The organism is Vibrio sp. Sgm 5 (genome assembly GCF_026241575.1).
GTDB classification, from domain to species: domain Bacteria; phylum Pseudomonadota; class Gammaproteobacteria; order Enterobacterales; family Vibrionaceae; genus Vibrio; species Vibrio jasicida.
In genome coordinates this window covers 13,890-33,726 of sequence record NZ_JAPHPY010000057.1, presented here as the reverse complement: position 1 = coordinate 33,726, position 19,837 = coordinate 13,890, and the positions used below count along the sequence as shown (strand labels likewise).

At 45.5% G+C, this 19,837-nt stretch carries 16 protein-coding genes; 2 read left to right on the top strand and 14 right to left on the bottom strand.

Annotation, left to right across the window (positions count from 1 at the left end):
- Positions 1 to 94: 94 nt before the first annotated feature.
- The 10 genes from OQJ86_RS22655 to OQJ86_RS22610 all read right to left on the bottom strand — a co-directional run bounded on the left by OQJ86_RS22655 (position 95) and on the right by OQJ86_RS22610 (position 13,898).
- Positions 95 to 790 carry a hypothetical protein gene (locus OQJ86_RS22655; protein ID WP_265991098.1) on the bottom strand — a complete coding sequence of 232 codons (696 nt, stop codon included), beginning with the start codon at positions 788 to 790 and terminating at the stop codon, positions 95 to 97.
- The gene (locus tag OQJ86_RS22650) at positions 774 to 2,165 is read right to left on the bottom strand and encodes a T6SS phospholipase effector Tle1-like catalytic domain-containing protein (protein WP_416236462.1); all 1,392 of its coding nucleotides are present in this window, start codon (positions 2,163 to 2,165) and stop codon (positions 774 to 776) included. Before OQJ86_RS22650 ends, OQJ86_RS22655 begins: the two co-directional genes overlap by 17 nt.
- A 45-nt stretch (positions 2,166 to 2,210) precedes the next feature.
- Positions 2,211 to 3,188 (bottom strand): hypothetical protein, encoded by a 978-nt coding sequence (locus OQJ86_RS22645; protein ID WP_265991093.1) that lies wholly within the window; start codon positions 3,186 to 3,188, stop codon positions 2,211 to 2,213.
- A gap of 188 nt (positions 3,189 to 3,376) precedes the next feature.
- Positions 3,377 to 3,949, bottom strand: a complete 573-nt coding sequence (locus OQJ86_RS22640) for a DUF1566 domain-containing protein (RefSeq protein WP_265991091.1) — start codon at positions 3,947 to 3,949, stop codon at positions 3,377 to 3,379.
- 1 nt (position 3,950) lies between these two features.
- The gene (locus OQJ86_RS22635) at positions 3,951 to 5,384 is read right to left on the bottom strand and encodes a DUF1566 domain-containing protein (protein WP_265991088.1); all 1,434 of its coding nucleotides are present in this window, start codon (positions 5,382 to 5,384) and stop codon (positions 3,951 to 3,953) included.
- A 25-nt stretch (positions 5,385 to 5,409) separates the two neighbouring features.
- Complete coding sequence (locus OQJ86_RS22630; RefSeq protein WP_265991086.1) at positions 5,410 to 7,662, bottom strand: proprotein convertase P-domain-containing protein; 2,253 nt, start codon at positions 7,660 to 7,662, stop codon at positions 5,410 to 5,412.
- Between the two features lie 9 nt (positions 7,663 to 7,671).
- On the bottom strand, positions 7,672 to 9,813 hold the full coding sequence (locus OQJ86_RS22625) for a TonB-dependent hemoglobin/transferrin/lactoferrin family receptor (RefSeq protein ID WP_265991084.1): 2,142 nt from the start codon (positions 9,811 to 9,813) through the stop codon (positions 7,672 to 7,674).
- Positions 9,814 to 11,823: a prolyl oligopeptidase family serine peptidase gene (locus OQJ86_RS22620; RefSeq protein WP_265991082.1), complete on the bottom strand. Its 2,010-nt coding sequence runs from the start codon at positions 11,821 to 11,823 to the stop codon at positions 9,814 to 9,816.
- Positions 11,824 to 12,208: 385 nt separating this feature from the next.
- A complete protein-coding gene (locus OQJ86_RS22615) occupies positions 12,209 to 12,382 on the bottom strand; it encodes a hypothetical protein (protein ID WP_171373336.1) in 174 nt (57 codons plus the stop codon).
- A 172-nt stretch (positions 12,383 to 12,554) separates the two neighbouring features.
- Positions 12,555 to 13,898, bottom strand: coding sequence for a DEAD/DEAH box helicase (locus OQJ86_RS22610; RefSeq protein WP_104028179.1), 1,344 nt, complete (start codon positions 13,896 to 13,898; stop codon positions 12,555 to 12,557).
- A 422-nt stretch (positions 13,899 to 14,320) separates the two neighbouring features.
- Between OQJ86_RS22610 and OQJ86_RS22605 the strand changes: the two genes are divergently transcribed.
- Positions 14,321 to 14,569, top strand: coding sequence for an Lpp/OprI family alanine-zipper lipoprotein (locus tag OQJ86_RS22605; protein ID WP_038868479.1), 249 nt, complete (start codon positions 14,321 to 14,323; stop codon positions 14,567 to 14,569).
- Positions 14,570 to 14,595: 26 nt separating this feature from the next.
- Here OQJ86_RS22605 and OQJ86_RS22600 read toward each other — a convergent pair whose 3' ends face one another.
- From OQJ86_RS22600 to OQJ86_RS22585, 4 genes are read right to left on the bottom strand one after another with little or no spacing between them, the layout of a single operon-like run.
- The gene (locus OQJ86_RS22600; RefSeq protein WP_080774309.1) at positions 14,596 to 15,522 is read right to left on the bottom strand and encodes a L,D-transpeptidase family protein; all 927 of its coding nucleotides are present in this window, start codon (positions 15,520 to 15,522) and stop codon (positions 14,596 to 14,598) included.
- A 6-nt stretch (positions 15,523 to 15,528) separates the two neighbouring features.
- Positions 15,529 to 16,944: a deoxyribodipyrimidine photo-lyase gene (phrB, locus tag OQJ86_RS22595; protein ID WP_265991077.1), complete on the bottom strand. Its 1,416-nt coding sequence runs from the start codon at positions 16,942 to 16,944 to the stop codon at positions 15,529 to 15,531.
- A gap of 22 nt (positions 16,945 to 16,966) precedes the next feature.
- On the bottom strand, positions 16,967 to 17,770 hold the full coding sequence (locus tag OQJ86_RS22590) for a MerR family transcriptional regulator (protein WP_265991075.1): 804 nt from the start codon (positions 17,768 to 17,770) through the stop codon (positions 16,967 to 16,969).
- A complete protein-coding gene (locus OQJ86_RS22585; protein ID WP_265991073.1) occupies positions 17,760 to 18,710 on the bottom strand; it encodes a YbgA family protein in 951 nt (316 codons plus the stop codon). The genes OQJ86_RS22590 and OQJ86_RS22585 overlap by 11 nt, the downstream gene beginning before the upstream one ends.
- A gap of 395 nt (positions 18,711 to 19,105) precedes the next feature.
- Here OQJ86_RS22585 and deoD point away from each other — a divergent pair, with 395 nt between their 5' ends.
- Positions 19,106 to 19,816, top strand: a complete 711-nt coding sequence (gene deoD / locus OQJ86_RS22580) for a purine-nucleoside phosphorylase (protein ID WP_005441106.1) — start codon at positions 19,106 to 19,108, stop codon at positions 19,814 to 19,816.
- Positions 19,817 to 19,837 lie beyond the last annotated feature (21 nt).

Genomic DNA, 19,837 nt, shown 5'->3' with positions numbered 1-19,837 from the left:
CTATCGGATTTTTACACACTGGTGGGATCGTTCAATTGATCAGTCTATTAATTTCTTAACTGATCGGCATTACCGCACTGGCGGAGCTTTTTATTTAATATGATTCACTGAATGGCTTATCGGATTCTTCACCGTATCCATCATAGAGAATAACAGCGGTTCCTTTTCCGGTCTTACTCCAAGGAGGTGGCACAACCCAGCCATGAGGATCGGCATTTTTTCTGATACTACAGTCATACCCTCGCTTAGAGTTGCAGAGCTTGACATAGGCTAATACAACCCGCCTACCGTCAACATATACTTCCATTGCTCCACGGCCTAACTCATCCTCATTGAAATAGTTATCCATTATCTCAATTTTCTTGGCGGCAAGATCGCTGTCTATCGTATCTTTGATGTGGTAGTAAGTTTTCGTTTCGTAAAAGTTGCCCCACTCAGCCTGCCACTTTGAGCGCCAACGTTCTTTAGTTTTTAAATGACCTTTCCAAAAGTTATCAGGTAGAGATAAATCCTGTCTCTGCTGCTCAGTGTAGTAACCTCTCTCCCATTCACCTTCAATACCATTTGGTACACTGAGGTTAATACGTGACCTCGCACAACATCCTTGTACCGCTCCCGCAATAATGCTAGAACCATTACCACGAACGTCGCTGATGAGCATTTTAGAGATCCAATGTGGCCCACTCATTGTTCCCGCCCCGCCGGAAGTCGCCACAATGTCCGGTTGAGCTATAGAGCAAGCCGACAACAATAACGTAAGTCCTGTGATTATTTTACGCTTCATTTTCATACACCACTCGTTTTAATTCGTTTCCTTCTTTGGTCACAGCATTTACCAATTTCTCGTAGGCCGAATCATAACCAACATTGATTAAGCAATCATGAGGACGGTGAATCCAAATTGATCCACACTTTTGAATTTCACTATGCCAATGAGAGCGTGTCACCGTACCTAATGGTTGTGCAAGTAACTTTTGATTTAACTCAACCAACATGGAATCAACCCCCGTTATAGTCGTGAAGTCTCGAGGTGGGTCATATTTTGTCATATCCCAAGAAATTCCCATTTCCTCACCTTGCTGTTTCATTCGCTCAAGGGCCAGCGCTGATAACCCGTTACTACTCGGCTGCAATTCATAGTAATACAATACATCACGATCTAACTTCACCTCACCGAACAAACCTTTCTGTTTACAGATTTCGGACCATCGCTCATGCTCTTGCTTGCGGATTGCAATTCGTTTTCGTGTACCAAGATCGGAGCGAGCATTGTCATAAGGTCGCACTTGTGCAGCTATAGACTCTTGATCATTTAACTCACGATTGTAAGTCGCAGATAAAGGCATGCCGTAACGTTCTGGTAAACCTTCTTGCGCGTACTTTTCTTTCGATTGATAGCCCCCACCGATATCGGTATGACAACCTGCAAACTCTTCCTCAAAGAAATTTGAGGGCATGACACCTTTTGGCTCAATCGACGTAAGCGGGAAGTTCTTGCGGTACTCATGATGTGCCGTGATTTGAAATACTCGCTCGGCGCAATTCATATCGAGATCCAGTTCAAAGTTGCCCTCATCCTCATTACCCGCCATATAGAACGAACCAACCGTATCAAATAGACCTAAAAATCGTACCGTACTTGTACGACTTTCATCAGGATAATACCCCTGATTATCATCATATTGCTCAATAGATGCTTTACCGAGCAAGTTGGGGTGAACGACGCCAAACTTCTTACCGTCTCTTGGTTTGCTTACGTCTGGTAATCCATCTTTAAGTGCATTAACAAAGTGACGAGCCAACGCTGCACCACGGCTAAATCCAAAGACATCAAATTCAATATGAGTGATGCTCTCGAATTCTCCATTTAGTTCTAACGTATCCGTGATTCTTGCATACTCATCAGCCCACTTTTGCCATTTATAGAACGCGCCTGTTCTTGAACTGGTGTAATCTGCAATGAGATTCGGTAAAGAAATCTCCCACAACAACGAATCACTGACATTGTTAACGTCTACACCAAAGGCTTGCGCAGCATTTGATTCATCATCACCATCATCAATCGTTTTTGGGGTTTGCCATGCACCGTCCACAGTCCCCACACCGGATATGTAGATTTTTTCGTGTTCTTCATCTATCGGATACGCCTCAAATAATCGTGCCACATTGGTCCGCGATTTCACGCCGCGCTGTTCTTTGTACGCATCGTTTTAGTTGTTCTGTCCCGTACCATCAAAGAACACACCAATGCGCAGCACCTTCTCAATCACTTGCTTAACGTTCATTACCGGAGTATTCACTAACGATTTTGATTGCGGGTAAATATGTTTAACGGTCGGGGACAACTTCGGATCATCATGTTCTTTACTGACGCTACCAAACGGGCACGCTTTCCCCACCTCGACGGTCGTTATTGAACCTTCCTCTGTCGGTTGCCCTACTGCATCAACCAGCAAGCACGGGTCGATCAGTGTGGCGTTCTTGTCTAACCATGATTGATTAACTTCACCTAAACCGTCAGTGGTTAATCTTGCGCGAGTGTAGTAGATATATTGCGTTGGAGGCGCAGCCCCTTCGATAGATACCGGAACAGTGATCGATGTATAAACCTTATCGCTCACGTAGTCGTCGCTGATAATATCATATGTCGAGCGGGTGACACGCCAAGCCCAGCGCCCCTCCCCTAAAATATCCATTTCATAGACTAGCTTCCCATCCACAAAGTAATACAAATAACCATGTGTTGGATAACCTAACTGTCCATCCACATCTACGGCTGGGATGAACGGTACAAATTCGGCATTAATATGTTTTTCGTCAGTTTCTTGTGGGTTGATCTTGAACGGCTCACTCATACCAACCATCGAAAAAAGTTCGTGAACTAGAGATTTTTCCTCCTGCTCATTACAGGAACAAACTAAATTGACGTGCCGATATGGCTCATTGATTTCTTCTTTACTCCAAGCAGTAATTTCTTCTTCGTTACTGGTTTTGCTAAGCGAAAACACACCCGTTTGTAATTGTTCCAAATCTACTTTGGGTGCATGTATCTTAATGCGACACTCAAACTCAGCGTCCTTGCTTTCGTCGTCGTCACTCATAAGTGGCATCGGCGTCAGTGCTGTTGTGTCTTGCACTGGCGCATAGCCTCCACCTAACTTATTAGGCTTAGGTACATTGTATTTCAAAGCAACTTCCTATCCTTTAGGGTAAAAGCTCAGTCTAGCAACGCACCCAATATGAAGCTCTAGGCATAATAACGGTTTACATATCCTTTCTATCTGAATTAGAAAAAATGAGAACATCGGCACATACAAAAAGCTCCGCACTGGCGGAGCTTCTTAGTAACAACATTATTAACTGTTTAAGGTGACGATTACTCTTCGTCTGTCACTAGAAGAAGAGAGAATATATAGGTCGGTTCTAGTGGGCTCCAGTTGTAAACCTCACCATTAACTGAATCAAACACCATGACGTTTGAGCCATCACCGTTCGGTGTGTTACTCCAGATGTAACCTGCATAGTCACCCGCTTCTATCGTGTAACCACTTTCGAATGCAGTGCCGTTCATCGCAGGACTGTGACAAGCACGCTCCGTCAACGCGACCAGCTCCTTAATATTTGGTAAGCGCCAGTTCTCTTTGCCCGCGAAGTCATGCAAAGCATGGTTACCAGATTCATTACGGATTTGCTCAGCGGTTGATAAAGCTAACTGCCATGACATCTTAGTCGCAGCGCCATCACATGCTTCATTTGCCGCATTCCACGTTGAGCCAACAGGGCAACGCATCCACGTTAGGCCCGTTTTTAAATCCGTGACCGTCCCAACATCAGAGTAAGTGTAACGAGAGTTAGGCGCTGTTTTTCCAAAATCAGTTGAACATTCTTGTGCCGCCATGGCTGCTTGAGAAGCCAAGACAAGAGATAGCGCGGTGATTAGTTTCTTCATCTTATTGGCCCTTAACTGCTACTAGACGGATTGGGAATTGGAATGACGTGCCAGTGTCACGCTCCACTTTGTCAGAATAAATTTCTACAAAGCTTACGTAACCACGGTCAGCGCCTTTCGCAGCAACTACTGCAAACTGAAGCGCACCTTCGTAGTTAAAACTAGAGTAATTGTTAAATGTGAAATCACTTAGCCAGATAGCACCTGATTCAACATCTGGGCTGCCCTTACCCTGTTGAGGGAAGTAAGCTGTCGTCATACCATAGACATTGCCGTCGGCATCTTTCTCTGTCTCACCTAAGTCGAGAACATCGTAGAACTCTTGGTATGTGGGTAGGCGCCAGTCACTAATGCCACATAGTGATTGCTTGTTTATATGTTCAACATATTGGCTTGTTGAACAGATGCCATCAGCAGCATCCACACAACCAACGACTTCAAGATCTTCGTAATACGGTTTGAATGTTGCTGACTCATACACGAATGTACGATCTTTAAATTGAACCGAGCTCGCATCCGCACTCTTGTTTTCCCAAACAAGACCAGTACGCTCGTCCATAGTACAAGCCCACTCAGTCGCATCTGCAGCTAAAGCAGCACCTTGTGAATCTAGCTTAACGAACTTAAAGCCAGCGCCTGTCGACGTTTGCTTGTCCTCTTTGTCGAAGCCGTATTCCGCATCTTGACCAGGGTAAGAAGCTTGAACCTCAGCAACGTCTGCTGCGCCATCAGCAAAATGAAGAACGGCGCCCGTATCGTTGCTGCCAACCGTTTGTTCAGCAACCGCTGCAATTTCTTCAGCAAATGCACTCACTTCCGCTTTAGACAGAAGAGAAGAGGCCAACGATTTGCCCTGGAAGCTAAGGCTTTGAGCAAGCAACGCTACGCCTTTGGTCATTTGTTGTGGTTGCATCGCAGCTAATAGTGCAACCGTGTTTTGCTCTAGCTTGTCTAGCTCGCTGGCTTCTGCGTTAGACATTACCGTACCAGACAGAGGAACGCCGGCATCGGTGAGTTGCGCTTTCACGATCTCTTCAGCTTGAGCAACGGTTTTACCGTCAACCACAAGACCTGCGAGTAACGTTGTTACACCATTGACCGTGTTACCCGTTGCTAAATTTTGGCCCGGAGCCGCAAGACGCAATGTTTGGTTTGAACCTTGATCAACTTGAGCAAGAATGGTGCTGGTTAGTACGTTTTTGTCGCTCGAAGTCAGGCTAAATTTACCAGCATTATCCGTTTTAGCACTCGGTTCAGTCGTATCACAAACGTAGTTTTGGTTTAAATCGATGCACACTGGCGTATCAAGAAGTGTACCTGCAGAAACGAGGGTGCCAGCTACATCATAAGTCGGTGCCGACGTGTCACCACCAGAACCACCGCCACAGCCAGCTAGGGCTAGTGACATAGCAACGAAAGAATATTGAAACTTCATAGATTTTATCTTCTTTTGATTTTAATTAACGAGAGCGAATCACTCTCACCATTGAAAGCAGGAAAAGTCCTAACAAAGTCCAAGGCGAGCCACTGCCACCTGAACCACCACCACTGCTTTCTTTAGTGGTATCAGCACTACACTGATACTGAGCAAAGTGACTCACACCCCACTCTTTCAACACCCCAGAGTTCCCTGACACACGGTCAGAGACTTCGAGACGCCAAGTACCCCAACTCGGTTGACCGACAAGTGCTTGTAACTCCTCGTCATACTGAGCTGTGAAGTAACCTTTGAATCCATTGGTATTGCTTGATTGATGGCTAAGTAGCACGACCGATTTGCCTTGTGGAGACACAAGCGTCACTTGCAGATCCTGCAGTGAGTCATGTTCGATGTTCAGGTAAACCGCAAACGAATCATCAATCGTGAGTGACTTGTCCGATAGCGTCTGAGAGAACAGTCTGTCGCCCTGCTCTGGCAAAGCGGAATTCACTGATTGAGGCTGGATATCAAGCTCTGGCGTACCATTAACCAGCATCACCTTTTCACTCCACTGGTGAGTCTTTAAGCCTTCTGCAAATTGGTAACCCAATGAAATAGAGGAATCGAACTGCGTGCCACACGTCAGACCGCTTGGTAACGCCACCTTCATTGAGGTCGAATCAGAAAGCGTTTCATCAAAGTCGAAAACGGATGCGTTGTTTAGCTGCCATTGCCCTTTGATGCTCGCTTCGCGGCCAGTTTGACTTAGGTTCACACCCACGTCTTGACCTTGTGCGATGTATCGAGCGTCATAGCGAACACGAAGAGGCGCTTTAAGTAAGTTGTGTCTGTTGAAGCTGTCCGTCAGGAATTGGGCGTAATCTTTATTTGGGAACAAGGTGTTTGCGGCATACACGGTCGATTCCGCAAGATCATGCATTTTCACGCCACGACCAATGCCATACATGCCTTCAAGAACAATGGCGTCAAACTCACGGAACACGTTATCGGTATCATCACCGTATCGTTCAACCGATGCTTTAAGTGCTTGGAACAGTGGCGTTGACCATAACTCGTCACCTAGTTCACCGCCTACGCTAACGTGCGCTGGATACTCCGAGCCCTCGAAGTAACGCGCTCTTTGGTTCCATAAGCTACGAGTTGTTTTGCGTGTTCCGAACACACCGTCCCAGTTGAACACCGTATCTAACTCGAATTCTTGACCACGACGCGAAGCATCCAAATATTGAGTGCGGTAGCTCGCGCTGCCCGCCCAGTAATCAGCAAAACCTTCTGCGATAGCACCAGTGTGACCGTACGCCCAATCCGGTACGATTTGGTAATGAATGCCATGCCCAAGCTCGTGTATCACAACATCAGCATCGACTGCATCCGGAGAAACACCACCGACACCCAGCATGAGTGCTTTCGGACCGTGATAGTAAGTAGAGTTATTTTTTGATAAACCGCGAGCATCAAAACGAAGCGGTTCGTCAAACAAGTCGTAAGTCAGGCTTGTCAGATATTGGATCGAGCTATCAAGATGATAAAAAGCCATCAACTGTGGGAACGCATTGTCACCAAACTCGGTGCTTTGCATCTCATCAACACTGTCAAACGCTTGAACCCCTTCTGCGCTGAGAAAGTCCAACGTATCAAGCACAGGCGCTTCACCAGGTGCTGGGGCTGCAAATAAGCCCGTCGCATCCACTTGCTTCAATCTTGGGTTAGAGAGATAGAACTTACCGCCCGACTTTAAAACCTCAATCGACTTGGTTACGTACTCGATCGGCTGAGGGTAATCGGACAGTGCTGACCACGTCGATTCTGGTGCCGCTTGTTGTTGCATGGTGCGAAGATCTGGGTTGAATAAAGAAACCTCAACATCAACCAAACTTCCAGAGCTCAAAGCCGGTGGCTCTTGTGCTTGCAGTTGGCGAGGCGATTCCAATTCCATTGCAACCGTTGGTTTACCGTTGCGAATTATCGTATCTTCAAGGCTCTTAAACACTCGCACAACGTGATGATTTTTATCGGTTGTTACTACTAGGGCACGCTGTGCTTGATATTCACCGTTAACCCAAACATCAAAATTGTAATGCTCACCAAGCTGAGACTGGGTTTTGTAACGGAACTTAAACTCGCCCGCTTCTGAGTAGTGGCTGTCTAGATAAGTTTTCGCTTGCGCTTCATTCGTCACCACAGAATCCGTTGCGGGATAATCCCACTCTGCAGACTGAACCGCAGGGGTACATGCAATAAACAGTGAAAACGCCAATGGTTTTAGCTTCATGATTTCGTCCTAGAATTCGTATTTTGCATTTAGCGTGAAGTAGCGCCCAGGCTCCGTTGAGTAACGCTTACTTTCCTCAGCGATACCCGCTACGTCTTGGTATCGGATGTACTCTTTGTCGAACAGGTTGACGATGTTTGCGCTAACACGAAGGTCTTTGGAAACGTGGTAAGTTGCGCCAATATCAAACGTATTCCACGCACTTGTCTGCGCGCACTCTGTCGCTAGGCCAAGCGTGGTCTGGCATTTAGGAACGCGATCCATGGCTGCGGCCCAGTTCCAAGCCACGTAAGCGTTGAAGTCTTGGTTGGCGTATTTCAGTTGAGCGTTACCTTCGAATGGCGTAATGCTTCGAACGTATTCGCCTTCCGCGTCTTTGCCATCCACGTAGCCAAACTTGGTGCTGATGTCCCATTGTTTTGTGAGCACGTAACCCGCAGAAAGCTCTGCGCCATAAGTCTCTACGCCATCAAGGTTTTGGTACTGTTTGATGTAATTACCAGTGCTTGAATCAAAGCCTGTGGTCACAACATCGATGAAGTTTTCAAACTTGTTGTAGAACACAGACGCATAGACATACGCTCGACCGTTATCGAACTTGTTACCAATTTCAAATGAGTCCGAAGTCTCAGCTTCTAGGTCTAAGTTAGGTGCGATAACAAAAGGCGTTAGCGGTACGAAATCATGGTTCACGAAGCCATATGCTTTGTCGTATTCCGGAGCACGGTAACCATGGTTGTATGATACATAAACGATGTTGTTGGCAAACATTTCACGAGAAACCGACAGGCTTGGAGACGCCTCCGAGCTATCCATGTCCTTTAATGGGAAGCCGCCCACTTCTCCCTCACCGTCCGGCGTTAGACGGTGCGCATCAAAGCGCAGGCCGCCTGTGATGGTCCATTTATCCAGTTCCACCATGTCTCGAACGTACAAACCAATGTTATAAGCACGAGCAGGAGCGAAAGGTTGTTTGGTCGAAGGTGTTACGCCGTTCCAATCAATCTTGGAATCGCTATCTGTGCGTTCGTAGTAGTCAGTAGAAAGCTCGACACCGTAAGCCAATTGGTGCTCTGCATTTGCTGCATAAATCGTATTGGTGAAGTCGCCACGAAAACCAATTGTCTCGTCGATGAAGGTTTTGTGTTCCAGCTCGCGACGTTTGGTGACCAAACCATTGTGATCCACTTGGCGCATTAAACGGTTGGTGTCTTCCACGACTTCGGTGTGACGCCAGTAAACTTTGGTATCCAACTCTTCGAACCAAGTTGGATTAATCGGGGTTACCTCTGCACCAATGTAAGCACTGTACTCTTCGGAAGTTTCATCTTCAGCAAAGTCTTCAATGTGCCAGATTCCATCAGGTTGAATGGACGGTGAACCCTCCAAACGCTCTTGATTCTGGGTGTAGAGTTCCGCTTTGGCTTTCAACATCACCTCTTCATTGAAAAAGTGGTTGATCGTATAAGCACCGCTGTAACCATCTAGATCGCGGTTATACAAATCTTCATCAAAGTTACGCGTCTCTTGCCCTTGCCAATATGAAACGTTGAACAAACTCTCTGTATCACCGGAGCGGAAAGCTAGGTTGCTCGTACCTTTGTACTTGTTGCTGATATCAGTGTAAGTACCAGAAACATCGGTGTAGAAGTCTTTGTCTTTTAAGAAATCACCCGGCTGACTGGATTCTAAAATCACCACACCGCCGATCGCGCCAGAGCCATGCACCGAAGAGCTTGCACCTTTAATGATTTGCAGCGATTCAAAATTGGATAAATCAAAAGTATCTCGCCCAACTGCATCATTAATGTCATTCGCACCGAAGCCATCCGCAGAACGAATGCCATCACGAACGATCATAATGCGGTTACCTGTCATACCACGGACGGTAATGTTTTGCGGACGTCCTGCACCGCCCGTCACGCTTACACCAGGTTCGTTACGCAGCACGTCATAAAGCTCGGTTTCGCCTCGCTCTTCGATTTGCTCGTTTGTGATAACCGCAACACTACCTGCCACTTTTGACAATGGCTGATCGATTTTATTGGCGGTTACAACCACCTCTTCCATTGAGAAAACCTTAGATTCGGCGTGCACTTGACTGGCAGCAAGTACCGAAAGTACTGCCGCTGACACTGGGGTAAGCTTCATTTACTGCTCCGCTTTAGATGTTTTAATTAGTGATAGTAGAAATGCGTATTCCTTCGCCTGTTGCTCTCTTGCCTGCCTTGGATCCATGCGGTGGCCAGAGTGAAAATCCGTTTGCAACAAATAAGGGCCTGTCGATTCACTGGTCGACGAAATTTGAGCGAGATACTTCGCGCCTTCCCAATAAGGCACACGTTGGTCGTTTAATCCGACTTGAACCAACATGGGTGGGTAAGCGTCTTTGTGGATATTGAGAATAGGATCATAAGCTTGCATCGCTTTGAGCTGCTCAGGGAGTGTCGGATTCCCCCATTCTCCATATTGTTGTGCGGTAAGTGGTAACGTCGTATCGGACATGCTGGCAACAACATCGACAAACGGAACCTTCATCACCGCGCCAGCAAACAAGTCCGGAGCTTGGTTGATCGAACCGGCAACTAAAGTGCCACCGGCGCTGGATCCAATGGCGTAAACATCACGCTCACCACCATCAAAGTGTTTAAGTGCTTGCGCAACTGCCGTGAAATCATTGATAGAGTTGGCTTTAAGAACGCCTCGGCCTTGCTCGTGCCAGTCAGCACCAAAGTAACCGCCACCACGAACATGCGCTATGGCGTAGATAACGCCTTGATCTAGTAGACTCACGGTTTGAGGTTTCATGGTAAACCCGTAAGCGCCATAGCCGTACAGCACAACAGGAGCGTTGTCACTGAGCTTATCTTTGCGGTAGGCAAGAGAAACCGGCACTTCCACACCATGACTTTTGACCATAATGCGTTTAGATACATAATCTTGGCTGGAGAAGCCGTGATAAACATCTTGCGAGAGATTTGTCTTTGTCAGTGCTTTAACATCAAACTCTTCAAACTCTTCCCACAGCGGCGGTGTCGTCATCGACATACTACGAATGCGGATTTTGTTAGAGCGGTAATCACCAAGAGTGCTCAACCAAGCAACGCGACCTTCCGACTCTAAAGGCAGAGATTTCTTCGCCTTGCCATCGTAAGAGTAAACCGAGATTGTCGTTTGATTGTCTTGCTTGGTTAATGCCACAAGTCCCGCTTCATACAAATAGAATTGCTCTACGCCATTTTCTGAGCGTAAGAAAGACTTCCAATTAGATTCAGCAGTGTCCACATCTTTCTCGGGCATCGCTGTTTCAAACAAACCAAACTGACCATTAAGATTGCTGTTGATAAAGACTTTGTCTTGAGCAACATCTGCATAATACTCCACACCGGATTCCGGTTTACGTAACGAGGCCGTTAGCTCTCCAGAGTCAAGGTTTAGGATCTTTTGTTCGGTGGTCGATTCATTGTTACTTTGTACCATTGCGAAACGCGCGTCGGCTGATGGATAGAAGGACATGAGCCAATCGGTCTTGTCCTCTTGCCAAAGTACTTTCTGCTCGTTGGTTTGAGTATTAATTCGAACGATTTGGTAGGGACGCTGAGTTTTCGCTTCTTTTGATACAGCGAAAGCAAACTTGGCATTTGGTGAAAGCAGAACCCCATTATCAATGTTGCTGATAAGCTCGCGTGCTGCACCACTCTTTAGATCAACTAACACAGCACGATACTGCTCGCTGCCATCAATATCTTCTGTAAACAACAAAGAATCGCCTTGAATACGCCATTGACCAATTTGGAAATACTGACGTTCTTCTTGGCGAGAAGAGAAATCGTAAACCACTTTCTCTTGCGCGTTGTTATCAGCTCGCGAAAGCAAAACAAAGTTGCCTTGTCGATGAGTGAGACTCCATTCTTGACCGTTTTTAATCACCCAAGGCTTCTCGCCTTTTTCTGCTGCCATGGCTTCCCATTGGCTCAAGAGATTTTGGGTAATCTCGTCATAGCGTTTCTGAAATTGTTCTGTTTTTTGGTTCTGTTGCTTGAGGTAAGAGAGAACTCGCTCATCTTGCCTGGAATCATCTCTCAGCCAATCAAAGTTATCCGAGGCAACACTGGGCATAGAGGTGACTAAAAGCCCCAAAAACACATGAGTAAATTTCATATAAATGGCACAACTATTTATAGGATTAATATTATTTCGCGTATTCTGCCCTTAAATAAAAATGAGATCAATTATCATTTACATGTTTTCGTGATATTTTTATCGGCTTATATTATGGCAAACGTTTAAATGGCGGATGAATACACTGGTATATTGATCATTGAGTAGATGAGTCATCTGTTGCTATGAAATGAGGACTTATTGAAATGAAAGCGCCACCTAAAAAGGTGACGAGTGTCGTTTATGCAGCCAATTATTGCGCATAATTATGCAGGTATGATGTTAAAAAATGTGGTTAATCACGACCCAAATCAAGGTAACAGAACCGATAAAATACAGTGAGGATACAACAACAGATTTAAGCAGTTCCCCCATTTGTGATTCTTCAGTAATCATGAGAGCCTCCGTGCGTGATCATCAGCGTACAGCTTACCAAGGCTATACAAAGAAACGAGAACATCTCAACCCAAACACCCTTCTTCTTCCAACCTAAAGCCTTGCATTGTTGGTCTGTTAGGCTCATGTCGACTTCTTCTAACCATTGCTCTTCTTGGTACATATTCTTGTCTCCTGTTTCTGTATACCTATGCTAAGCAAAGATGACGTTCAGAAATATCAAAGACTATTTAACCCTCGTTTAGAATCACTAAACAGTAAATATCAGACACAAAAAATCCGAGCTCAATGGCTCGGATTTCTCATAAAATATCGATTTAGCAATGCGACGAAGATTAATCTTCAGCACTTGGCTCAGCAGGTTTTTTCTTCGGGATAAACACATTGTCACCCACTGCCACGTTTTGATAGAAACCTTTATCACGCTGAGCGGGTTTCTTCGCCACTTTCTTCGCTTGAGGGCGAGCCTTCTTCGGTGCTGCTTTATTACCACGGAAATCAGGTTTACGCGGCTTCAAACCTTTAAATTTGCCCTTTAGGTCATCAAATACCGAGAATTGTAAATCTTGTTGTAGGTAGAGCTCAACACGCTTGAAGCTGTCCCAGTCTTTAGGGCCAACCAGTGAAATCGCATCACCTTTGTTACCAGCACGGCCTGTACGACCAACACGGTGCACGTATTCTTCTGTGTGTTTCGGCATATCAAAGTTGATAACGTGCGTAACTGTTGAGATATCAAGACCACGTGACGCTACATCTGTCGTAACGAGGATCTTAAAGACTGCGCGTTCAAACTGACTCATGATGGTATTACGCTGAGTCTGGTTCAAATTACCACTCAATGCGACTGCTTTTAGCTTTTTCTCGTTAAGCTTAGTAGTCAAACGTTCAGTATCGTCACGAGTCGCTGTAAAGATGATCACTTGACGATATTCAGCTTCTTCTAACACACGCTCAAGAATCGCTTCTTTGTGGTCAAGGTGATCACACAAATAGAATTTCTGAGTAATGTCTTTGTGCTCTTCGTTTGAAACACCTACAGCAATGCGTTTTGGTGCATTCAACATCTCTGATGCAATACCGTTCACTTCTGCGTGGTCCAATGTTGCAGAGAACATCAACGTCTGACGACGGCGGTGTTTAGCTGCGTTGTGGATGCGGCGAAGCTCTGGTGCAAAGCCAAGATCGAGCATACGGTCTGCTTCATCAAGAATCAGCGTTTCCAATCCATCTAGGTACAATGAACGGTGTTCTAGATGGTCAGCCAAACGTCCTGGTGTAGCAACGATAAACTTAGGGTAACGACGCAATGCTTTTACTTGGTCGTTAAAGTTCTCACCACCTAAGATCAAAGTAGCATCGTAAGACAAGCCAACTAACATTGAGCGTAGCTCGCCATATACCTGTTTCGCTAACTCACGCGTTGGCGCAAGAATGACCGCACGTGGGTCTTTCGCAGAAAACGACTTCGTCTTTAATGACTTGTGAAGCATTGGTAATACAAACGCCAAAGTCTTGCCAGAGCCCGTTTTCGAAGATGCCAATAGATCCTTGCCTGCAATCGCAACAGGAATCGCCTGCTGCTGAATATCAGTCGCTTTTTTGAAATCGTAGTGTTTTAGGTTCTTCAACAATCGGTTGTCTAGGCCTAGATCTTTAAATTGCAAAGTATTCTCCAATAAATAGTCATCGTTTGAGCGCTTTTTCAGTGTCGTTTCCGCTCTAACGCAGCAAAAAATAAAAGCTCGGTATAATACCGCAAATCATAGGAGTATAGATAGAGATCACACAAACTAAATGTACAAGAAATAATAAAGTTTCATGTTAGAAACTTTCATTTGCGTCAATATCGTCTAAATTATTGATATCAGGAACGTGGCGAGAGAGCTGCTGTACTACCTGATACAGGCGTTAAAGGTGAGTAAACGCTCACTTATGTAAATTAAAGGTTAGCGTCCGTATCAGGTACTCTATGAAATCCTTGGATTTTTTTGACTTTTGCTACATCATGTACTGATAGAATGTATTCACATTTACCACTACGACTATATGACACAAAACGTATAGCGTAGGAATTTAACTATAGGCAAGGAGTTCTAATATGAACAAAACGTTGATCGCAGCTGCAGCAACTTCAGTACTTCTACTAGCAGGTTGTGCTTCTTCTGACGAAGCAGCAACAGCTACTAAACTAGACGAACTAAGCAACCAAGTTAGCCAACTAAGCCAAGACGTACAGTCTCTACAGTCTGACGTTCAAAAGTCTAGCGACGCGGCTATGGCAGCTCAAGAAGAAGCTGCACGTGCTAACGAGCGTATCGACAACATCGCTCAGTCTTACACTAAGTAAGATTTGATTCCGCGCTTTAACACCCGTTAAGGCGCGGTAATTTCTACAGGAACACCATTTTGCGCAGCAATCGCTGCTTTTGCCTTCGCATTCGTCATACCAAATTCATCTAACCACCAGTCCAATTCTTTTGGTACAACTAAGTGATCTTTCTCGCCATTGCTGCGAGTTAACGGCTCGTGCGCTTCAACAAACACGCTGCGGTCTGGTTCTAAAGCTACTTTGACTGGTTGATTAATGATTTGAACTTTTTCGCCACGACGCACTTTATCAAACAACCATTCGATGTCGTTTGGGTCCATGCGAATACAACCCGCGCTAACACGCATGCCAATGCCAAAGTCTTTGTTAGTACCGTGGATTAAATATTCACCATGACCATAAGCTAGGCGAAGGGCGAACATACCAAGTGGGTTATCCGGACCAGCAGGAACAACAGCTGGCAAATCAATACCTTTCGCTTTGTACTCAGCACGTATAGAAGATGGCGGCGTCCAAGTTGGATTTGGTCGTTTCTGGCTGATGCTCGTCGTCATAACGGGTGTATCACGACCAATTCGGCCAATCCCAACAGGGAACACATAAACAATGTCTTCTTTCGGCGGGAAGTAGTAAAGACGCAGCTCGGCTAAGTTAATCACAATGCCTTTATGTGCGACCTCAGGAAGAATAAGTTGAGTTGGAATAGTGAGGACGTGCCCTTCTTTTGGAAGAAATGGGTCTACGCCTTTGTTGGCTGCCATTAACGCAAGCATGCCGACATCATACTGCTTCGCAATATTCGCCATGGTCTCGCCCTGCTCCACTACATGATTCTCCATGCGGCCGATCACACGAGCGCCGTCTTCTGGCAGTTGATACATTTTGGCGAATGACAATCCACTCACTAAAGACAACGATATCGACAACAGGGTGCGCTTTGCGATACTCATAGGACGCTTCTTGCTTGGCATCTCTCTCTATTCCTTGGCGTTTTTAAAGAGCCGTAAGGTTATCTCTCTTTCTACCTTGTGATCAACCATCGGCTTGTGATAATCCAGTAAATTAAAGCCGCTCCATAACCAAGGGCTATGAATGAATTTATTCGGTACCTCTTTTATTTCCGGTACCCAATGGCGAACAAAGGTCCCATCGGAATCAAACTTTTCGCCTTGGCTTGTCGGGTTAAATATACGGAAATAAGGTTGGCCGTCACACCCCGTTGACGCTGACCATTGCCAGCCACCATTGTTTGCCGCGAAATCACCATCCACCAGCTTACTCATGAAGTACGCTTCCCCCCAACGCCAGTCGATATGCAAATCCTTGGTCAGAAAGCTCGCGACAATCATGCGCAGACGATTGTGCATCCAACCAGTCGTGTTCAGTTGGCGCATAGCAGCATCAACAATAGGGTACCCTGTTGTGCCTGTTTTCCAGCGTTCGAAAGCTTGCTCATCATAAGACCATTGGATCTTCTCTTCCCATGGAATGAAGCCCTTTCCTCTAACAAGCTTTGGTTCAAACACCAATAGGTGTTGGTAAAACTCTCGCCAGATGATTTCACTTAACCAAGTGGCCTTCCCTTCAGTGAGATCAGGAATTGGGTTTTCTGCATAAAGCCTTGCGATACATTGTCTTGGTGACAGCGCGCCAATTGCGAGATAGGGAGATAACTGACTCGTGCCATCAACCGCAGGCAGATCTCTCTCTGCTTGATACGCATTGCTGCGCTCACGGGCGAACTCTCTCAGTTGTTGGACAATGTCTGTGGTTGAGGCATGCCAACGTTCACTGGACTCGCGCGGATAAGAAAAAGGCACATCAGCATGATAGCGATAGGCTTCAACCTCTTGGAGCACGTCTTTAGGCAGCTCGGCTTGCGGTTGTGGCTTGAACACCATTGGCAGTTGGAATTTCAACAACCAAGCACGTTTAAATGGTGTGAAGACTTTGAAATACTGCCCCTGCTTGTTTAACACCGTGGTTGGTGCATGAACACATTTGTCGTGGAAAGCTTCAAACGTAACTTCGCTTTCAGCCAGAACTCTCGCTACGTCTCTATCTAAAGCTTGCTCGTTGACCTCATAATGAATATTCGCCATGACACTTTTCACGCTCAACGATAATGCCCAGCTCTTGATGACCTCAGTCACGTCGGCAAATTCAGGCACTTCTTTATACAGAAGCGGGATATTAAGATCAGCAAGCTCTTCTTCGAGATGCATTAAACGTCTCGCAATAAGGTCTGCCTGCATTGGTGCCATATGGTGCTTTTTCCATTGCTCTGGCGTTGCAACATAGCAAGCGACCACAGGGTGCCCAGTATCAAGGGCGGCCTTCAATGCAGTGTGATCTAACGTTCTAAGGTCTCGTCGAAACCAAACCAGAATCATGTCGTCTCCTTACGAGGGTAAGCTAGTTAGCAAAATGCAACTTCTCAATAACTTCAGAGAACTGAACTTGCTCAGGGCATTGCGTTTTCAGCGTGGATAACGCTTCTACTTGCTTAATTGGCAGGGCCTTGTTTGAGAAGAAATGAAGTTTTTGGTATAGAGCCACTACATCATGATCGATAAGACCCGAAACATCTTCGACTTTGTCTATCAAACTAATATGGAAGCCTTGCTCGCATAATCTTGCCGCTTGTACCCAGCTTTCAAATTCTCGAGCTTGCTCGAAACTAATAAGCAGACATTTGCCTTTCGAAGAGGCTTTGTTTTCAGACTCAACAACCATGGCAAGGCGTGTAATTAAGCAAGTTTGAAAGAGGCCCGACTGAAGTGAGCGTAGTGAGACCTTCACGAGTTCAAGAGCTTCCACCACCGGCGTGATCAGCTGATCGATGACAATAGTTAATGGATACTCTTTCAAAACGTTGGTTAGAAGCTTCTCCGTTTTACCACGGTTTAGTTCGGCAAGAGCTTTGAGCAAAGATTCTACTTCTTCTAAAGGCTGCACACTAACAGCAATATCAGTTTTTTCTTCTTGTCCAAGCAGACCTTTTACTTTGCCAATGGCAACCCCTTTCGACAACCAACCTTGTATCTCTTTAATCGTATCTAGATCTTGTTGGCGGTATAAGCGATGACCCTTTTCGGTTCGTTGAGGTTGGATCAAGTTGTAGCGTCTTTGCCAAGCTCTGAGTGTAACGGGCTTAACACCCGTTAACTCAGATACATCTCGAATGGCGTAGAGTTTTTCTTCTTGGCTACAATCCATAACGTAATCTCATCTCCTGCGGGTATGGTTCTAGATATTTTTGCTGTTGCAAATACTCATCTGGGTATGTGTTGAGATAATGCTTAATAAGCGTTAACGGGGCAAGTAATGGTAACAATCCTATGCGGTAATCACTGATGACTGTCGCGAGTTCTTCTCTTTCTTTACCAGTTAATGAACGCTTGAAGTAACCTTGTAGGTGCATCAGAACATTGGTGTTGTTCTTGCGACTCGCTCGGTTTTGCAGCGCTTTCATTAAGCCCAAACGATACTCGTTAAAGAAGTCGTCAATCTCATAGCTCGCGACATCTGCCACCAACCTACCCAGAGAGCGGTAGGATTCTGGGTGGTGCGCCATCAACGTCAGTTTGTAACGAGAGTGAAAAGCGATGATTTTACCGCGTGTTGGTTCTCCACCCATGGATTCATAGAAGTCGTTCAAACAGTAAATGCGCGTAATGAAGTTTTCTTTTAATACTGGGTCGTTAAGGCGGCCGTCTTCTTCTACCGGTAACCACGGCATTTTTTCCATCAAGGTACGGGTGTACAAGCCAATCCCCTCTTTTGCAGCGTTGTTTTTACTGTAAACCTTGACTCGCTCCATACCACAGGTTGGCGACTTCGCGCAGACGATGTACCCACACAACTGCTCACTTTGCAATTCATTCACTTTATTTTCTGAATAAGTGAGCATGTTGTCGGTGTGGTCATTGTCTGGATTTTTCGTCTCAACCAATGCAATTCGCTCTTCGTTACTGACTAAGCGGATAGTAGGACGAGGCACAGACATACCGACGCCAACTTCTGGACAAACTGGCACGAAACTAAAGTACCCGTCGAGTTCTTTTGTTACGAAGTTACTTATTTTATGTCCTGAGTCGAAACGTACACGTTCACCTAATACACAAGAGCTGATACCGACTTTGATTGAAGATTCCATGATGGCACATCCTATACAAAATGTTTTGTTGTATAACTTATAGCAAGTGAATTTGAATTGTACAAGAAAATAAATTGTACAATTTATTCGTTTTACTGAGCTATCTAGGAATTCGATCAGTGAGATCTCAGAAAATATTGTGCTTCGAAACGGTTTTTTGTGCACACAATCAACAAATCGCTCAAAAGCAAATCGATTGCCTTTTTGCTTTCAACATATTTAGTTATCAACAGAATATTTAAACACTAGAACAGACCGTTTTGTGACTTAACTCTCAAGCCACCTTTACACGTCCCGATATTATTGCCTCAACGAAAACGAACAAGTTCAACAGAATTGGTAATAGCATTCTATAATAGAGTCATTTTACCAGAACCAAACTTTGGAGAGCACTTATGGCAACCCCACATATCAACGCACAACCAGGTGATTTCGCTGAAACAGTTCTAATGCCAGGCGACCCGTTGCGCGCTAAATACATTGCAGAAACATTTCTAGAAGATGTGAAACAAGTTTGTGATGTTCGCAACATGTTCGGCTTCACTGGCACTTACAAAGGTAAGAAAGTTTCTGTAATGGGCCACGGTATGGGTATCCCATCTTGCTGTATCTACGTACACGAACTCATCGCTGAATACGGCGTGAAAAACGTTATCCGTGTTGGTAGCTGTGGTGCAGTACGTGACGACGTGAAACTAATGGACGTTGTTATCGGTATGGGTGCATCTACAGACTCAAAAGTTAACCGTATCCGTTTCAACAACCACGACTTCGCTGCAATCGCTGACTACGGTCTTCTAGAAGAAGCGGTTAACCAAGCGCGTGCTCAAGAAGTACCAGTTAAAGTTGGTAACGTATTCTCTGCAGACCTGTTCTACACACCAGAGGCAGACCTGTTCGAGAAGATGGAAAAACTAGGCATCCTAGGTGTAGACATGGAAGCGGCTGGTATCTACGGCGTTGCTGCTGACCTAGGCGCGAAAGCTCTAACTATCCTAACAGTTTCTGACCACATCATCCGTGGCGAAAAACTAAGCTCTGAAGAGCGTCAAAAGTCGTTCAACGACATGATGAAAGTTGCTCTAGAAACAGCAATCAACATCTAAGAAACACCTAAGTAGTAAATA

What these genes read in the sequence shown, in the direction of transcription:
- OQJ86_RS22605 (WP_038868479.1), top strand. Translation starts at nt 14,321, where the DNA reads ATGAACAAAACGTTGATCGCAGCTGCAGCAACTTCAGTACTTCTACTA.
- OQJ86_RS22630 (WP_265991086.1), bottom strand. Translation starts at nt 7,662, where the DNA reads ATGAAGCTAAAACCATTGGCGTTTTCACTGTTTATTGCATGTACCCCT.
- phrB (WP_265991077.1), bottom strand. Translation starts at nt 16,944, where the DNA reads ATGATTCTGGTTTGGTTTCGACGAGACCTTAGAACGTTAGATCACACT.
- OQJ86_RS22640 (WP_265991091.1), bottom strand. Translation starts at nt 3,949, where the DNA reads ATGAAGAAACTAATCACCGCGCTATCTCTTGTCTTGGCTTCTCAAGCA.
- OQJ86_RS22620 (WP_265991082.1), bottom strand. Translation starts at nt 11,823, where the DNA reads ATGAAATTTACTCATGTGTTTTTGGGGCTTTTAGTCACCTCTATGCCC.
- OQJ86_RS22590 (WP_265991075.1), bottom strand. Translation starts at nt 17,770, where the DNA reads ATGGATTGTAGCCAAGAAGAAAAACTCTACGCCATTCGAGATGTATCT.
- OQJ86_RS22655 (WP_265991098.1), bottom strand. Translation starts at nt 790, where the DNA reads ATGAAAATGAAGCGTAAAATAATCACAGGACTTACGTTATTGTTGTCG.
- OQJ86_RS22615 (WP_171373336.1), bottom strand. Translation starts at nt 12,382, where the DNA reads ATGTACCAAGAAGAGCAATGGTTAGAAGAAGTCGACATGAGCCTAACA.
- OQJ86_RS22635 (WP_265991088.1), bottom strand. Translation starts at nt 5,384, where the DNA reads ATGAAGTTTCAATATTCTTTCGTTGCTATGTCACTAGCCCTAGCTGGC.
- OQJ86_RS22600 (WP_080774309.1), bottom strand. Translation starts at nt 15,522, where the DNA reads ATGCCAAGCAAGAAGCGTCCTATGAGTATCGCAAAGCGCACCCTGTTG.
- OQJ86_RS22585 (WP_265991073.1), bottom strand. Translation starts at nt 18,710, where the DNA reads ATGGAATCTTCAATCAAAGTCGGTATCAGCTCTTGTGTATTAGGTGAA.
- OQJ86_RS22625 (WP_265991084.1), bottom strand. Translation starts at nt 9,813, where the DNA reads ATGAAGCTTACCCCAGTGTCAGCGGCAGTACTTTCGGTACTTGCTGCC.
- deoD (WP_005441106.1), top strand. Translation starts at nt 19,106, where the DNA reads ATGGCAACCCCACATATCAACGCACAACCAGGTGATTTCGCTGAAACA.